12 protein-coding genes are annotated in these 16,199 nt (G+C 39.9%); 10 read left to right on the top strand and 2 right to left on the bottom strand.

All coding sequences use genetic code 11. The features are described 5' to 3' along the window. Positions 1 to 125 precede the first annotated feature (125 nt). The gene (locus tag J8L98_RS23975; protein ID WP_210998567.1) at positions 126 to 2,114 is read right to left on the bottom strand and encodes a winged helix-turn-helix domain-containing protein; all 1,989 of its coding nucleotides are present in this window, start codon (positions 2,112 to 2,114) and stop codon (positions 126 to 128) included. A gap of 158 nt (positions 2,115 to 2,272) precedes the next feature. Between J8L98_RS23975 and J8L98_RS23980 the strand changes: the two genes are divergently transcribed. From J8L98_RS23980 to J8L98_RS24005, 6 genes are all read left to right on the top strand, one after another. Continuing rightward, on the top strand, positions 2,273 to 4,525 hold the full coding sequence (locus J8L98_RS23980) for a DUF5916 domain-containing protein (protein ID WP_210998569.1): 2,253 nt from the start codon (positions 2,273 to 2,275) through the stop codon (positions 4,523 to 4,525). 132 nt (positions 4,526 to 4,657) lie between these two features. Further along, positions 4,658 to 5,371 carry a helix-turn-helix transcriptional regulator gene (locus J8L98_RS23985; RefSeq protein WP_210998570.1) on the top strand — a complete coding sequence of 238 codons (714 nt, stop codon included), beginning with the start codon at positions 4,658 to 4,660 and terminating at the stop codon, positions 5,369 to 5,371. Between the two features lie 105 nt (positions 5,372 to 5,476). Further along, the gene (locus tag J8L98_RS23990; protein ID WP_210998572.1) at positions 5,477 to 6,379 is read left to right on the top strand and encodes an SMP-30/gluconolactonase/LRE family protein; all 903 of its coding nucleotides are present in this window, start codon (positions 5,477 to 5,479) and stop codon (positions 6,377 to 6,379) included. A gap of 92 nt (positions 6,380 to 6,471) precedes the next feature. Continuing rightward, the gene (locus J8L98_RS23995; protein ID WP_210998574.1) at positions 6,472 to 6,945 is read left to right on the top strand and encodes a peroxiredoxin; all 474 of its coding nucleotides are present in this window, start codon (positions 6,472 to 6,474) and stop codon (positions 6,943 to 6,945) included. Positions 6,946 to 7,114: 169 nt separating this feature from the next. Next, positions 7,115 to 7,699: an ATP-binding cassette domain-containing protein gene (locus J8L98_RS24000; protein ID WP_210998575.1), complete on the top strand. Its 585-nt coding sequence runs from the start codon at positions 7,115 to 7,117 to the stop codon at positions 7,697 to 7,699. Between the two features lie 22 nt (positions 7,700 to 7,721). Then, the gene (locus tag J8L98_RS24005) at positions 7,722 to 8,798 is read left to right on the top strand and encodes a DUF6136 family protein (protein ID WP_210998576.1); all 1,077 of its coding nucleotides are present in this window, start codon (positions 7,722 to 7,724) and stop codon (positions 8,796 to 8,798) included. Positions 8,799 to 9,076: 278 nt separating this feature from the next. Here the strand turns inward: J8L98_RS24005 and fadE are convergent, their stop codons facing one another. Continuing rightward, positions 9,077 to 11,530 (bottom strand): acyl-CoA dehydrogenase FadE, encoded by a 2,454-nt coding sequence (gene fadE, locus J8L98_RS24010; protein ID WP_210998577.1) that lies wholly within the window; start codon positions 11,528 to 11,530, stop codon positions 9,077 to 9,079. A gap of 346 nt (positions 11,531 to 11,876) precedes the next feature. On the opposite strand from fadE, the gene J8L98_RS24015 reads away from it, so the two are divergent. From J8L98_RS24015 to J8L98_RS24030, 4 genes are all read left to right on the top strand, one after another. After that, positions 11,877 to 12,125: a DUF6419 family natural product biosynthesis protein gene (locus J8L98_RS24015; protein ID WP_192508099.1), complete on the top strand. Its 249-nt coding sequence runs from the start codon at positions 11,877 to 11,879 to the stop codon at positions 12,123 to 12,125. 86 nt (positions 12,126 to 12,211) lie between these two features. After that, on the top strand, positions 12,212 to 13,345 hold the full coding sequence (locus J8L98_RS24020) for a 4-phosphoerythronate dehydrogenase (RefSeq protein WP_210998578.1): 1,134 nt from the start codon (positions 12,212 to 12,214) through the stop codon (positions 13,343 to 13,345). A 1-nt stretch (position 13,346) separates the two neighbouring features. Further along, positions 13,347 to 14,363 (top strand): aspartate-semialdehyde dehydrogenase, encoded by a 1,017-nt coding sequence (locus J8L98_RS24025; RefSeq protein ID WP_192508097.1) that lies wholly within the window; start codon positions 13,347 to 13,349, stop codon positions 14,361 to 14,363. 267 nt (positions 14,364 to 14,630) lie between these two features. Continuing rightward, the coding region (locus J8L98_RS24030) for a FimV/HubP family polar landmark protein (RefSeq protein ID WP_282098792.1) at positions 14,631 to 16,199 on the top strand (1,569 nt) is incomplete at its 3' end.

Raw genomic sequence — 16,199 nt, forward strand, 5'->3', positions numbered from 1 at the left:
TTATCTGCTTATCTGCTTATCTGCTTATCTGCTTATCTGCTTATTTGCTTATCTATTTGTAAAATGGATAATATGGGCCGGAGTGACAATAACCGCAGTATCACTTTCATGCGGCTATGTCATGTTTACTGAGGGGTTACTAGTCGAGTGAGTTTTTTAATATCGCCTTCAATTGCTTCCATTTTAGCGATATTTAATGAATTATCTTTGGCAATATCGTAGTGCCAAATCAGTTCATCTGATTTGATAAGTGAGATCGACGTCTCTTCTAAAGGCAGTTGCCAAATATAGTCTTTTGCAGACCAGCTTGATAACCAATATAAGGTGTTATCTCGTAGTTTGAAATTACGAAGTTGATTATATTGTTGTTGTGAAAAGCGGTGGATTAGCGTCCAATTTTCATGCGTGCTCAAATTGGCCAAATTATTCACTTTATACAAGGTATAGTTGTCAAAAACTAGCCATTGAGCATTTTGGTTGTCGTAAATGAGTGCGTCAACTTGCAGAGCGACTTCTTTGAGTCGTTGCCCTGTTAAAGTATAAGTAGACAATGTATGTGTATTATATATCCAAACCCGCTCATTTGTATGCCAACCTAATTGGGTGATTGTGCTAACTTGTTCAGGTGAGAACTGTGAGACTTTACCCTGCCGGTCATAAAGCAGTACATTCTTATCGCGATTGGTGAGAAGCAGGTTTAGTTTAGGTTGCCACTCAATATGTTTAACATAGTCATAGCCTTGATTGTAAGAAAGCTGTTTGATTTGATCGTCAGCATGCAAATAGACTTCACAGACACCGCTTCTTTTTGACATAAAAGCGGTTTCGCCAAGTGGATTACTTACTGGTAGGTAATCGATACTGGTAGTTGAAAAAATAGGGAGCCCATCTTTATCACGAATATTCACTTGCCATGTTTCTACTGCCGTATAAATATCACCTGCTAAGTCGATGGATAAGTCAGTGAACATACCTTGTACTGCATTGGCAATAATATGTTGATGGCCATCTCGCGTTGTGGCTACCAATGTATGATGTTTATCTGAGTTGTTGGTAATAATGCTTTGTTGCTTTGGATCGTAAGACAGCAAGGAGATGGGGTGTGCCCACTGCATATGCACAGTGCCATCGAGTGTGATTAATTTACTGCTATGATCAGTGGAGGTGATAAGGTAATAGGTCTTTCCTTGCCAAGCCTTGATACTGTGCTGGAAGGTGTCCCCTGCGTTAAGTGTAATTGGAAGGGCCAGCGCCTTACCGGTATTAAAGTCGTAATGAAAAGGCTTGAAGTGTGCGCCATGTGCTACATTAATCGTTAGTTGGGTGCTTGATAACCAAGAAGATGCTCTGGAGCGTGTACATTTTTGACCTTTGGCGCGGTGAATAGCTTGTCCTGAGGATTTATATACATGGAGAATGCATTGGTCTTGGTAATATTGCCAGAATGTAATTAAGTCGAGTTCATGATGCCAGCTAGGGTGATGTATGCGGCTGGGGAACTTGATGGTATTTAACACCACACCTTGTTTATTGCTAAATACGAGATTATTAAAGTTTTTTATATAGGCAATTAAGTCTTTAGTTTTATGTGCGTCAACATTGTACTCAAGACCAAGATCATAACTCAGATCTGACAGCTCATAAGTAGGTTTTGGCGTTTTTATGGTATTTTTAGAATAAAATGCAATTGCGCTACTGCATACAATTACAACTGGAATTGTTGCCCATTTCCACCATTGAGACTGAGTGAGGAGCTTATTTTTTTTCGATATTGGAGGTGTTTCTTGTGAAGTGTAAACATCAGTTCTGGTTATGAATTGATAGCCTTTTTTAGGGATAGTTTTAATCACCTTAGGTTGTTTTGGATTATCATTGAGTAACCGTCTTAATTTTGTTAATAATTGATATAAGCTATTATCTTCAACGATGATATTAGGCCAAATATGTTCAGATATCGCCTCGCGAGCAAGTAACTCCCCATTACTATAAATAAACAGCCTGAGTAATTGCGCTACTTGAGGCTCTAATTTTATGACTTCTTTGGTGTTTAGATTGAGTAGCTCATCTGTGTTGTCAAAAAATACCCAAGTTAAGAATTGTATATTTGTATGCATAGCGCATCATCTGTGTTCTTTATATGGTACAAAGTTAACTTTTATCATTATAAAGTCAAGACTCGTAAGGGTTTAGCTAGCTTTCTTCAGATAAAATTCAGTATTTTTCACAGTGATATTTGTTTTTATAGGGAAAAATTTTTCAATTGGATTGAAGTATGAGTCGTGTGTTACGAAATATTTATGTGTTGATTTTAGGGGTTATGAGTACATTGGTTTGTGCAAATGATAACGTGTCGATAGTGTTAGATGGCCAGTTAATTGATCAAGCTTGGCAGGATGTTTCTGCAACAAAATCCTTTTATGAAGTCGTACCAGCCACGCATACCGAGTATTTAGATAAAGTGGAAAGTAAGGTAGTGACCACAGCACAAGGAGTGTATGTCGGTATTATTAATTGGCAAAAAGAAGGAGAAAGAAAGAAGCAATTCAATTTACAAGATGGGTTCATCCAAGCTGATTTTAATCGTATTTATTTAGACTTTTCTGGTGATGGCAGTGGTGCGTATTTGTTTGTGGTCGGATTAGGTGGAGGGGTTCAAGACGCGGTTCTTACGCCACAATTAACAACCGACAATGATTGGGATGGAGATTGGCAGACCTCATACTTTGAGGCAGCAGACTATTGGTCTAGTGAAACGTTTATTCCGTGGCATACAGTGTCTTTTTATAATAAAAAGAATCTACGAGATGCATCAGAGATTGGTGTGTCAGTGCAGTTGTATCAGTTAGTTAATAACCATCTATATGCGTCACAGAAACAGACGACGGCCAATGCTGACTTCTTTTTAACTATGCCTAAAGTAAAAGCAATTATCCCTCAAGAGCATCAGGTCACGTTTGTTCCGTATATTACTCGTCAGCAAGATCTGATTGACAATATAGGGTTAAATGATATCGGCTTCGACTTAATTTATAAGCCAGATCACCATCAAAAGCTGAGTGTTGCGATAAACCCTGATTTTGGTCAGATAGACAGTGATGAGGTGGACTTAAATTATAGTGCAGTCGAAACACTGCGCTCAGACAAACGTGCATTTTTTACCCAAGACATTAATGTCTTTAATGTACAAAGCCTGCAAGATACCACACTTATTCATACTCGGCGTATTGGAGCGGGTAGTGATGATATGATGCATATAACAACACCGATAGATGCCGCAGTCAGGTTTGTACAGCAGACAGAGCAGCTACAACTTGGTGCTTTTGCCGTAAAAGAAGATAAATTAGGTAATGATGTGGGTAAGTCATTTTACGCCATAAGGGGCAAGTATCGTCATAAAGCTTGGCAGACTGGGTTACTGATGACACATACTGAACGTCCATTTATAGAGAGAAATGCTCGCAGCATTGCGTGGGACACTCAATACCAAAGTGCTACTTGGTCAATGCAAAGTACCATGATGCACAGTGATATTTCGCAAAGTCATACAAGTCAACAAGGCCGAGGTGCGTCACTAAAGTTGGGGTATCAATTTTCTGCTAATACTCAATTTGAGTCGTCTTACTTGCAGTTAGACGAAAAGTTTGATGTAAGTGATTTAGGGTATATTAAGCGCAATGACTGGCGTTATTGGCAAGGAGAGTTCAGTCATGCTATTAATTTTAATTCGCCATTGGTCACGAGCGTAAAACAAAAAATAGCGGTCGCTTATGAATCTAATGATGAGGGGATTAAATTACCAGCTCAACGTCAGTACAGCGCTAATGTGATGTTAAATGGTGGTGCAGAGGCATCGGCGACACTGACACATAATTCATCGGGGTGGCAAGATAATGTGGGCTATAACAGTGATCGTTTTCAGCAACCAGATACATGGGGGTCTCGGGTATTTTATCGTAGTTCTTATGTTGGGAAGTTTAGCTGGGCTGCCAGTTACCAGTATGATCAAGAAGGACTAAATGGCATCGCGCAACAGTTTGCGTTAGATCTTACCTTTATGCCGCATGAAAATTGGAATATCAATATAAATAACTTTTACCGTAAAGGGGACGGTTGGCTAATAGCGAATTCTCATAACCAGCTAACGCAGTACGATAGAGCGTATTTCGTGAATGAAAATAAAGTTACAGGACTATTAACTGATGATCTTGAACTGAGTATTTATTTGCAATGGGCCGTACTTGAAGCCAAAAGTGAGCAGGTATTTAGTATCACAGACGGGAGTTTAACAGAGCTTACTAATCTGGATACCAGTTTTGAAGACAAGCGATTAGTATCGCAAATGAAGCTGCGTTATCGATTAGGTGCTTTTTCCGATATATATTTGGTCTATGGCCGAGGGGCGACGCAAATTGATAATATGCAAAAGCAGAACGTGGCGGCTGAACCTTGGTCACGCAGTGTTGAGCGGCTTTGGCAAACCCCGAATGAAGAGCGTATCACTTTGAAATTTAGATACGGTTTCTAAATTTGAAGTGATTGATGGGGTATTAGCTTTAACTTACTAATATTCCTTGTTATTCTTGAATATTCACCTTGGTATTAATGCATGACTAGCCAAGAATGGGCTGTGATTTCAAGCCATAACAAGGATTAAAAGATGACACTCGGTCACTACATAAAACACTTACGTACCACAGCAAATATGAGCCAGCCTCAACTGGCGGAGAAGATGGGGGTAGAACAGAGTTATTTATCAAAATTAGAAAATGATAAATCTGTGCCCTCTAATGAGGTTTTTCGCCAGTTACTAGATGCTTTAGAGCTCACCGTTGAGGATTTTATGCTTGGCGCTCAGGGGCAAGCGAATCAACACCATTTCAGCCAAATTCCAGATATAGAGTCATGGTATGCTCGCCAGCTACGCGACAATTCAATCAAACAACGTACTTTGTTATACGTTGCTATATTGCTGGTATCACTTGGTGGCAGCTGTTTTTACGTCGGATTTCAAAACTTAGTGTTCCCACAAACATTGTATGAATATGAGTCTCGAGGGGTTGTTTTACCTAATGAGGCCCAAGATATTTTTTATAGCTGGTCTCGTTTTGTACCTCATGATGTAGACATACAAGAGGTACGGCGAGCAATGCTCAAACGAAGAGATATATCGATTATTTTATCATTTGACTATTTAGGTGATGAATTTATCAAAGAGGTTGAACAGGGTCGCCGGCTTTATAAAGTAAGTAAAGATGTAAAGCAGCAAACGCGATTTGGTAATACTTTACTGCAGTTTATAGGTTTGATAGGGGCTTTGCTGGGTATCGCACTGATGCTCATTGAGCCTAGATTGACGCGTAACAAACTTTAACTAGTGTGATAAAACTCGGCATATGATCTGTGTATTACTTATTCTCAATTAACAAGAGTCATTTCGCAGGTCATACTCAATAATTTTAAGGACAAAGATAATAAAATGCAGAAGTTTTTTTGGGTGATGCTAACGTTGCTAGGTGGTTGCCAAAATAGCACGGCGCACTTTAACGCGAATAACCCCGTTATTTTTCAAGCAATGGATTGGGTAGCCGATGGTACATTTACCGAGGGTGTTGAAGGTCCTGCGGTTGATAGCCATGGAGCTTTATATGCGGTGAACTATGGTCAACAGGGTACAATAGGGGTAGTTCAAGGCAAGAACAATACAAAGCTTTGGCTCACTTTGCCAGAAGGGAGCGTTGGTAATGGTATTCGTTTTAATCAGCATGGAGATATGTTTGTGGCAGATTATACCGGCCATAATATATTAAAAATCACACCGCAAGGTGCTGTGTCGGTTCATGCCCATGAGCCACTTATGAATCAACCAAACGACATCGCTATTCGTGATGATGGAATGATTTATGCGAGTGATCCTAATTGGTCTACCGGGCGGGGTCAAATTTGGCGGATAGCGACGGATGGCACGGTGAGCTTGTTACAAGCAGAGATGGGTACAAGTAATGGTATTGAAGTTAGTCCCGATAACCTTACCTTGTATGTAAATGAAAGCAAGCAACAAAAAATATGGGCATTTACGCTAAATGAGCAAGGCGATGTGAGTGATAAGCGGTTGTTTTACCAATTTACGAAGCACGGCCTTGATGGTATGCGCACAGATAGCCAAGGTAATTTATATGTAGCTCGCTATGGCGCAGGTGAAGTCGTAGTGCTGTCTCCAAGTGGAAGCTTATTACATACCGTGCGCTTAAAAGGAAAGTACCCAACAAATATTGCATTTGGTGGAGTGCAGGGGACTCAAGTATTTGTGACAATGCAAAAACGTGGCGCGATCGAATCTTTTTACAGTGAATATGCCGGACGTGCTCACACATTACATTAATCTTGTATACTTGTCGCAGATCGACTAATGCTGTCATATAAATGATTTCAGCAATACAACAAATAAATACATATTCTTTTTAAGGGAACACCATGATTGAACAAGGGCAAACTTTATCACAAGCGACACTCAGCCATTTAACAGATGACGGTATGGTAGAGCACCAAGTAACAGAATTGTTCGCAGGCAAAACCGTTGTTTTGTTTGCGGTGCCGGGCGCTTTCACACCAACATGTTCAGCGGCCCATTTACCGGGCTATGTGGTATTGGCTGATCAGCTTAAATCCAAAGGCGTTGATGTTATTGCTTGTGTATCAGTAAACGATGCGTTTGTGATGAAAGCGTGGGGTGAAGCGCATAATGCATCAGAATTAATGATGCTAGGCGATGGCGATGCAAGCTTTACTAAATCTCTAGGCCTTGAAATGGACACTGCGACATTTGGTGGCATTCGTTCGCAGCGCTATGCCATGATTATAAAAGATGGCGTTGTCACTCAGCTTAATGTAGAAGCGCCTAAGTCATTTGAAGTCAGTAAAGCGGAAGTGATCTTAGCGGCGCTGTAATATACAAGCAAATATCGTATTTGTTAAAACGGGCACTCTATGCTCGTTTTTTATATTGGTAATTATTAAGTGACTAAATAACACATTGTGTAACATTCTTAATGACATCTGCAACTTTGCATATGTTAGAGTCACCTAATAAAGGAACAGATATAAGCCCTGCATAATAATGATTGAAGTTGCTAATTTAACGAAGTATTTTGGTAAAAAGTGTATATTTGAAAATTATAATAATACGTTTAACGCGCAAAAGCTTTGTGTAGAAGGGCAGAATGGCCTAGGGAAAACCACACTTTTTACAATAATAGCCGGACTGGATAGTTTTTACTCTGGGCACATTACGCTCAATGGTCAGCAACACGCCCATTTGCAAAGCTGCGTGAGTTTAGCATCGGATAAAATTGTTTTTCCAGAATATTTAACAGCTCAGCAGATACTCACAATGACAGCATCAAGTTGGCAATGTACCTTACCTCAAGAATTTATAACCGATTTGTGCTTTGATGCGTTTTTGCATACTCAAGTGGAAGATTTATCATCCGGTAACCTAAAGAAATTACAGCTTATTAATGCTGTGATGCGAAACACCCCTTACTTGATTTTAGATGAACCGAGTGCGGCATTGGATAAGCGAGGCCTTGATGTGGTGTTAGAGTGGATCTGTGCCTACGAAGGCCAAGTCATTATAAGTAACCATGAACCGCAGCCATTTTTGGATATAGGTTTTGATAGTCAGCCACTTAAGAAAGTTTAACCGTGAAGGTGTTTAACAGATTATGATGAAACACTTCTATCAATATCGATATCGAGCTTTTAAGGCGGAACTTAAAGAGTTAGTTAATCAACTTAATCAATTTATTTTGATGATCACCACGCTATTCTATATTTTTTTACCAGGGTTAATTGCGTCTCTGTTTTTTGGTTTAGGTAAGATAGTGCAAAGTGATAGTATATTGGTTAGCATACAAGTTGCATTTGCTTATTTACTAATTCAAACTCTGTTAATTACCGTTCTAAAACCTGCAATTTTAGATAGTCGGCATAGGTGTTTCCAAAATAGTATATTACCCCGTACATGGCATAAGTATTTGGCTGATGTTGTGTTATTACTCGCAAGTCATGCTTTGTTTATCACAACATTGATATTGGCAGTCGCCATGGGTTGGGAAAAGCTCAGTCAGGCGCCACAGCTTTTGCTCTTTATGTTGACTCAAGTTAGCTTTGCTATGGGGTTATTATACCGACCACAAGCAGTCAACTGGGCGTTATTCATGGCGTTTATATCACTGTGGTGGTCACCATCTATCCTGCACTTTTTAGTTTGTACAAACGTGCTATTGATTGGCTGCTGGTTTATACCCAAAGTACATTCACCCAATCTGACCTATCCAATTAATATATGGTCGTTTTGGGTTCATTATGCATTTGCGCATTCTTGGGTGCTGACTTGGCGTGCAACGGCCACTTTTTTAGTACTGTGGGCTGCGGACATTATTCAAATTATGCGGCCTGATTTACTACACTGGTATATGTTAGCTGCGGTACTTATTAACCAGCTTTGGTGGTCAACATTAATGATTGAAACCAACCAGCATTTACAAGAAACACGCTTATTTTGGGAGTCTTTAGGTAAGTATAAGGATATTAAACGTGTGCAAATTTTATTATTATCAATACTATGTATTATATTGTGGTGTTGCTCTGGTTTTTTACTGGGCTTTGACATCTACATGAGTGGCGCTTTACTTTGTATGCCTGCTCTTATGTATAGTGCTGTAAATAAACCGAAACTAACGGCAGTTGTATGGGCCTCAAGTTCGATCTCCTTGTTTGTAATTAAAGTGATCACTTAAGGGGTTTATACCCATTTAGTGAAACCAGCCATCATGCTAGCAAGCCAAATGACTTATTCATTATGTTAAAGGTGATGGGTGTAGAATAACGATACATCGAAATTTTTGCCTGATTACTACGTCATGTACCTGCTGTAATACCTAAACATTTATTTAATACAATTGAATTTAGGAGTATTACATTGTTGCATGGTTACAAAAAAGCCAGCATATGCTGGCTTGTTTAGGGTTGGGTTGATCTTATCTTGGTGGATTCTTACATATTTAGACAACTAAGCCTATGCTGCATCTACCCCCTGGACTGTCGGTTTAGCAGCTTTCCCGGCCATAAGCTCACTGGGGTCAAAGTCATCGACATTGATCACCGCAAGACGTTTGGCTTCAACCTCAGCGAGTTGTGTTGCCTCATCTTCATTGAGAATTTTTGCGTCAAGTCCCATTTGGGCGACTTTGTCTAATTGTGTGAATGGCAGTTTTTGCCCCTTGGCGCGACACACTTTATCAAACAAGGGTTCCACAGCAAGGATGTCTTTTAAAGTCTGTTCTTGTCTACCAATTAGGTTTAAAGGTTCATCCGTTAAATAAATATGAGCAGCAAGCCTGTCTCTTGATTCATTTGGTGTTTGTAGCAAATGTGCAAGTTTGTGTTCTAACGTGTCAGTTGGTTTACGAATAGGTCTACCAAATGGGAATAAAACCAGTTTTAATACGGCACGTAATGGTGCTGATGGCATATTGTTGATGAGATCTGCCAATGCGCGTTGGCACAAGTATAAGTGCTCCTGACAGCTCCACTGTACAAATGGCAAATCTTCTTTCTTACGACCTTCATCGTTGTAGCGCTTAAGCGTTGCAGAAACAAGGTAAAGGTAACTGAGTAAATCACCAAGTCGTGCTGAGATACGCTCTTTTCGTTTCAGCGAACCACCAAATACAGCCATACAAATGTCTGACATAAGCGCTAAAGATGCGCTATACCTACTTGCGTTACGATAAAAAACTGCCGTTTCATCGTTATATGGTACTTTAGTAAAGCGTGCCCCCGTTAGTGCTAACCATTTAGTGCGTACAAGGTTTGATATTGTGAAGCCAATATGGCCCATTAATGATGAATCAAAACTGTCAAGTGCGGCTTGTTTGTCACTCATGCTGACGGCATTAAGTTCAGCCAGTACAAATGGGTGACAACGAATAGCACCTTGCCCATAGATGATCATATTACGGGTTAATATGTTTGCGCCTTCAACCGTGATGGCGATAGGGGCACCTTGATAACCGCGGCCTAGATAGTTATTTGGGCCAAGGCAGATACCTTTACCACCATGAATATCCATCGCATGCATCGTAGATGCGCGCATTTGTTCTGTTAGGTGGTATTTTAAGATGGCAGACACGACTGAAGGCTTTTCACCTAAGTCAACCGCACCGGTAGACATACTCACTGCAGCATCTGTGCTATAAGCGTAGCCAGCTAATTTTGCGAGAGATTCTTCAACCCCTTCCATTTTACCAATTGGTAATTTGAATTGACGACGAATACGACTATACGCACCGCTTGCTAGCGCTAAAGATTTTATCCCACCAGTCGAATTTGACGGTAAGGTAATAGCGCGACCAACAGATAGACACTCAACCAGCATACGCCAGCCTTGGCCTGCCATTTCTGGGCCACCTATAATGTAGTCAATGGGTACAAATATATCATCACCTTGTGTTGGCCCGTTTTGAAACGGTACGTTTAAAGGAAAATGACGGCGACCGATTTTAACACCTGGCGTTGTTGTTGGTATCAAAGCACAGGTAATACCAGGTTCTTTTTCTTCGCCTATCAAGCCGTCGGGGTCACGCAATTTGAATGCTAACCCTAACACAGTTGCGACTGGAGCAAGCGTAATATAACGTTTGTTCCATGTTAATCGAATACCTAATGTTTCTTTACCTTCCCATTCACCTTTACACACAATACCATAATCAGGAATTGCAGAGGCATCGGAACCAGCTTCTGGTGACGTCAATGCAAAGCATGGGATCTCTTGTCCCTTAGCAAGACGGGGTAGGTAGTGGTCTTTTTGCTCTTTAGTGCCGTAATGTTGTAATAATTCACCCGGACCAAGTGAGTTAGGTACACCTACAATAGATGAAAGTAATGTTGATTTACTCGTGAGTTTTTGTAGCACACATGATTGTGCAAAAGCTGAAAATTCAAGGCCACCATATTGCTTTTTGATGATCATGGCAAAGAATTTGTTGTCTTTTAAATATTGCCAGACATCTTGTGGTAGGTCAGTTAGCTCGTGGGTTGCTTTCCAATCATCAAGCATTGCACAAACTTCTTCAACAGGGCCATCAAGAAACGCTTGCTCTTCGACGGTTAACCGAGGTTTTGGGTATTGATGTAATTTTTCCCAATTAGGATTTCCGCAAAAAAGATCAGCTTCCCACCACGTGGTTCCAGCATCGATTGCTGATTTTTCCGTGTCAGACATGGTAGGTGTAACTTTTTTGAATGCCTTGAATAACGGGGCAATAATATACTGCTGACGAATGTTAGTGAGTGATAATGGTACAGTGATGGCTAGAAAGACTAACCAGGTAAGTGCACCGAATGCACTTGCGAATGTACCAATTAACAATGTTATTGCAGCTATCCCTACGCAAGTGTTCCAGCTGGCTCGATGATAGCTCGCTGCGCCAAGAAGCGCGAGCAAGGCTAGGGTAAAAATGAGTGTCATTTTGTTCTTCCTTATTAGAGGTCCGACCACCCAGTAAGACTAGCGCTTAAAAGGGGTCTTTTCAAGAGAAAAAACAGCGCCAATTCTGACATATGTAAATTTATTGTATGGACGATTGATAAGAAAGCATACTTATCAATATATAAGCGAATAAAAATACGAGTTGCTATACATACTGTTTTAGCTAAATGGTACAAAGAAACCTAAGCAAAAAAGTGTTTTTTTTGTAATTTTAAAGTTGCATTCGCAAGTGGACGATCTATGTTTAATGTAGTCATAAAACAGGAAGGAACCTAAAATGATGAGCTCGACCATTTCTATAATTATATCTTTAACGGCAACATGGATGTCTTTTAATATTTATACTCCTGCAGTTTTTATCAGCTTATTTTTTTGCCTTGTAAGTGCTTACTTTGGCTATCACCGTTGTTTGTATACTGCACTCTTTATTGCTTTCAGTAGTGTGATGGCAATATTAATGAGCCCACTGATTTTGTTACCCGAACAAAAGCAAGCAACTCTTATGGTTTTGATGCTTATCATTGTCATGTTTGCGGGAATTGGAGCTGGTATACATAAATTAAAAGGGCGGTAAGTTATAACAAGCGGCCCGTTTGAAGCTCGCATTTACTTAGGGCTTAGGTATACAATACGGCCTATGTGTGTACGTTGGAATAGTAAATGAAGATCTTAGCTGATCAAAATATGCCGTTAGTCGAAGAATACTTCTCTGATTTAGGCGATGTTAAGCGTTTTGATGGTAGGAATTTATCGCCTGATGCGCTGAGTGATATAGATGTTTTACTTACTCGATCTGTTACTCAGGTTGATGCGCAGCTATTAAGTAAAGCTGACAATTTGAAATTTGTTGGCACAGCAACAATCGGAATTGACCATATTGATACAGCTTTACTATTGCAGAAAAACATAGCTTTTAGCAGTGCGCCAGGTTGTAACGCGATAGCGGTTGCAGAATATGTTATTAGTGCTCTTTATGCATATAGCCAAGAGACAAATACAGGTTTGGCAGGGAAAAGCCTCGCGATAATAGGTGTAGGTAATATTGGTCAATGTTTGCGTGACAAATTACACAGCATGGGCGTTACACTGTTACTGTGCGACCCAATACGTTACGCTGAAGGCACTTTAGATGAACATATTGAACTTGACGCGGCCTTAGAGCAAGCGGACTTTGTTACTTTTCATGTACCATTAATCAAAGATGGTAAACATAAGACACAGCATTTACTAAATGCCGAACGCATAGCTAAATTAAAAGCGGGCATGTTGATTATTAATGCTAGCAGAGGTGATGTCATTGACAATAAGGCTTTGTTGGTCGCGTTGCGCTCAGGTAAACAGTTAGAGCTGGTGTTAGATGTATGGGAAAATGAGCCTGATATACTGACCGATCTCCTGCCATATGTTCGGTTTTCCAGTGTACATATTGCGGGACACACGCAAGAAGGGAAAGCACGTGGAACCCAAATGCTTTATCAAGGTGTATGTCAGTTACTTGATGTCGCTGCAACGAAGGAGCTAGCTGATTTTTTACCTATACCGGCTCTTACCAAGTGTCATATTGAAGAAACGCTGAGTGAGCATGATTTAGGTCGTATTGTTCACTTAGTTTATGATATTCGCCGTGATGATGGATTACTTAGAGGTAATTTAACAACGCAAGGGTTTGATAGTTTACGTAAAAATTATCCGCCTCGTAGAGAATTTAGTACACTAAGTATTGAAAACCGTAGTGGACATGGTGCGATGTTAGCGCAGCTAGGTTTTAATGTAATTGAAAAGAATGAGGAATAGCATGTCGCAAAAATTTAACGTGGCAGTATTGGGCGCAACTGGGTTAGTTGGTCGTCAAATTATTGAGACTTTACAAGATAGAAAGTTCCCTGTTGATCAGCTATTTGCACTTGCGAGCAGTCGCAGTGCAGGGGAAGATATTGACTTTCGTGGTGAGAAAATTGAAGTGTTAGATGTCGAGAATTTTGATTTTTCTGACGCGCATATCGGCTTATTTTCAGCAGGTGGAAGTGTTTCCGAAAAGTATGCTCCTATTGCAGCTGAGGCAGGGTGTGTTGTTATTGATAACACTTCACATTTTAGATATGACTTTGATGTGCCTCTTGTGGTGCCAGAAGTTAACAAGGAAAGCCTAGCTGATTTTCGTAATCGTAATATTATTGCAAACCCAAATTGCTCAACAATTCAAATGATGGTTGCGCTAAAGCCAATCTATGATGCTTATGGCATAGACCGTATAAATGTATCTACATATCAAGCAGTGTCAGGTGCAGGAAAAGAAGCTGTTGATGAATTAGCAAAACAAACAGCAAATTTAATGAATGCACGGCCACTAGAGAATAGTGTGTTTAGTAAACAAATTGCGTTTAACGTTATTCCACAAATTGATAGTTTTCAAGAAAATGGTTACACCAAAGAAGAAATGAAAATGGTTTGGGAAACGCAGAAAATACTAGGTGATAGCAGTGTGCTAGTAAACCCAACAGCAGTTAGGGTTCCAGTTTTTTTTGGTCATGCAGAAGCAATTCATTTAGAAACACGGATGCCTCACGATATTGAACATATTAAACAGTTACTGAATGATGCACCAGGCGTCGAGTTTGTTGAAGATGAGCAAGATTATCCTACCCCAGTTGGGGACGCCAGTGGTAATGATACCGTGTATGTTGGCCGCTTACGCCAAGATATTTCTCACCCTCATGGCCTAAATTTGTGGGTGGTATCCGATAATACTCGTAAAGGTGCAGCAACGAATAGTGTACAAATTGCTGAAGAACTGGTTGAAAACTACCTTTAGTTCAAACAGTTGATTGTAAAGGGCTGCTAAGAGGCAGCTCTTTACCTCTTTTGTTAAATATAACGTCAAAGAATTGCCCCCCTGAAAACTAAGAAGTTTTACTCCTCATCATAAACTATTATAAGCATGTTAAATTTCAATACGTTGCAATGGATATTCGTAGACAACTGGTTTATAGTTTGCAATTGGAATAGAGCTTGCAAAAGCTACCTGTTAGCATTATTAAATGTTTGGCGAGATGCTGAACATTGTACAGAAAGGATCAACATGCGCGGTTTCGTCTTTTTTTGTATCTTTGCCTTGGCACTGATCACCATGCCCGTCTTTACGCAAGAGGTTGCTCAAATCAAGGGCCCCAAAGACGCTGATTATGGCATGCAAGGTAGAACGATAGGGCCTATCAAACCTTCAGACACTTTATGGCGAATTGCCAAAAAGGTGCGCTCCGACGAGTCTGTAACTATTTATCAAGTAATGAGTGCATTTTATACAAAAAACCCTGACGCATTTTTAGATAAAAACCTCAACCATATGCGTGATGGTGCATATTTACGTATTCCAACTTTGGGAGAAATGCGCAAAGAAAACCCAACGTTTGCGAAACAAAAATCGGATCAAGATGATGCCTTATGGGAAATGAAAAAAAATGGCATGCTTGATAATACTTCAATTGAAGAGGCAAATAGAAAAGTTACTCAAGCTCGCCAGGTTGATGTTGAAAAAGCTAAAGTAGAATTAACAAATAGACTTAAATCATTGCAAATGGAGCAAGACTCCAAGTTACTTGAATTGCAAAATCAATTTAAAAACTCAGTGAGCAGTGTCCAAGACATTCTTGAAGAAAATAACAAACTAAAAAAGAAACTTGGCGATATATCTGATGAGTTAAAAACAGTTAGAGATCAACTTGGACAAGATAGCCAGATACAGCAACAGCTAAAATCAGTCATTGATTTACAGAATGAATTGTTAGCTCAACAAGCAGAAAAAAAACAAAGTAATACGGGATTTAGTGGGGAAGATATTCTCTCTAATCCCATCATGTTGCTACTAATGTCAATATTACCAGCGTTGTTGGCGATTGGTGGAATCGTATTTTTTCTGAAGAAGCGCAACCAATCACCTACCTCTAATGACAGTAGTGAGGACGAATTTCTTCCTCAAACGTCAAACGATCCACTTGACTTAGATATTCCACCTGTTGTCGCACCAGAAACGCCAGAGGAAAGTGTTCAGTTGGACGACGGTATGCTGCCGGAAGATGATGACATTATGTTTGATTCTTTAGAGGACGACTCCTTTGAAGAAAGTAATGATACCTTAGATGCTGATGAATTAGACGGATTATTGAGCGATGATATTGTATTTGATGACGAAGCTGATGAATTAAATAGTGGGGATGATTTAGATGATTTCTTACAGCAAAACTTTGATGAACCAGATGCATTAGGAGACGAAGTCGCGTTAGATATTGAGCAATCTGAGGACGATATATTAAGTTCTGGCGACATAGATGATTTATTTGATGAAGTATCTAATGCAGATGAAAGTAATGATGATGAATTAGATATTAGTGATGATGCGCTTGCCGCATTGAGTGAGGAGCTAGCTACCGATCAACAAGAAGATGTTGATATTGATTCTATTTTAGACGAAGCGTCACCAACTGATGATGTAGATGTTGGTGATGATGACATAGATTCATTACTTGAGAGCTCAACTACTTTAGATAGTCAATTGGAGGACGATTTAGGGCTAGATGATATCGATGGTCTATTAGACGAGGCTGCTTCGGAACCTGAACTGGTAGAAGAAGCGAGCGACGAGTTTGATATA

The sequence above is a fragment of the Pseudoalteromonas sp. MMG013 genome (assembly GCF_018100885.1).
Taxonomy (GTDB): domain Bacteria; phylum Pseudomonadota; class Gammaproteobacteria; order Enterobacterales; family Alteromonadaceae; genus Pseudoalteromonas; species Pseudoalteromonas aurantia.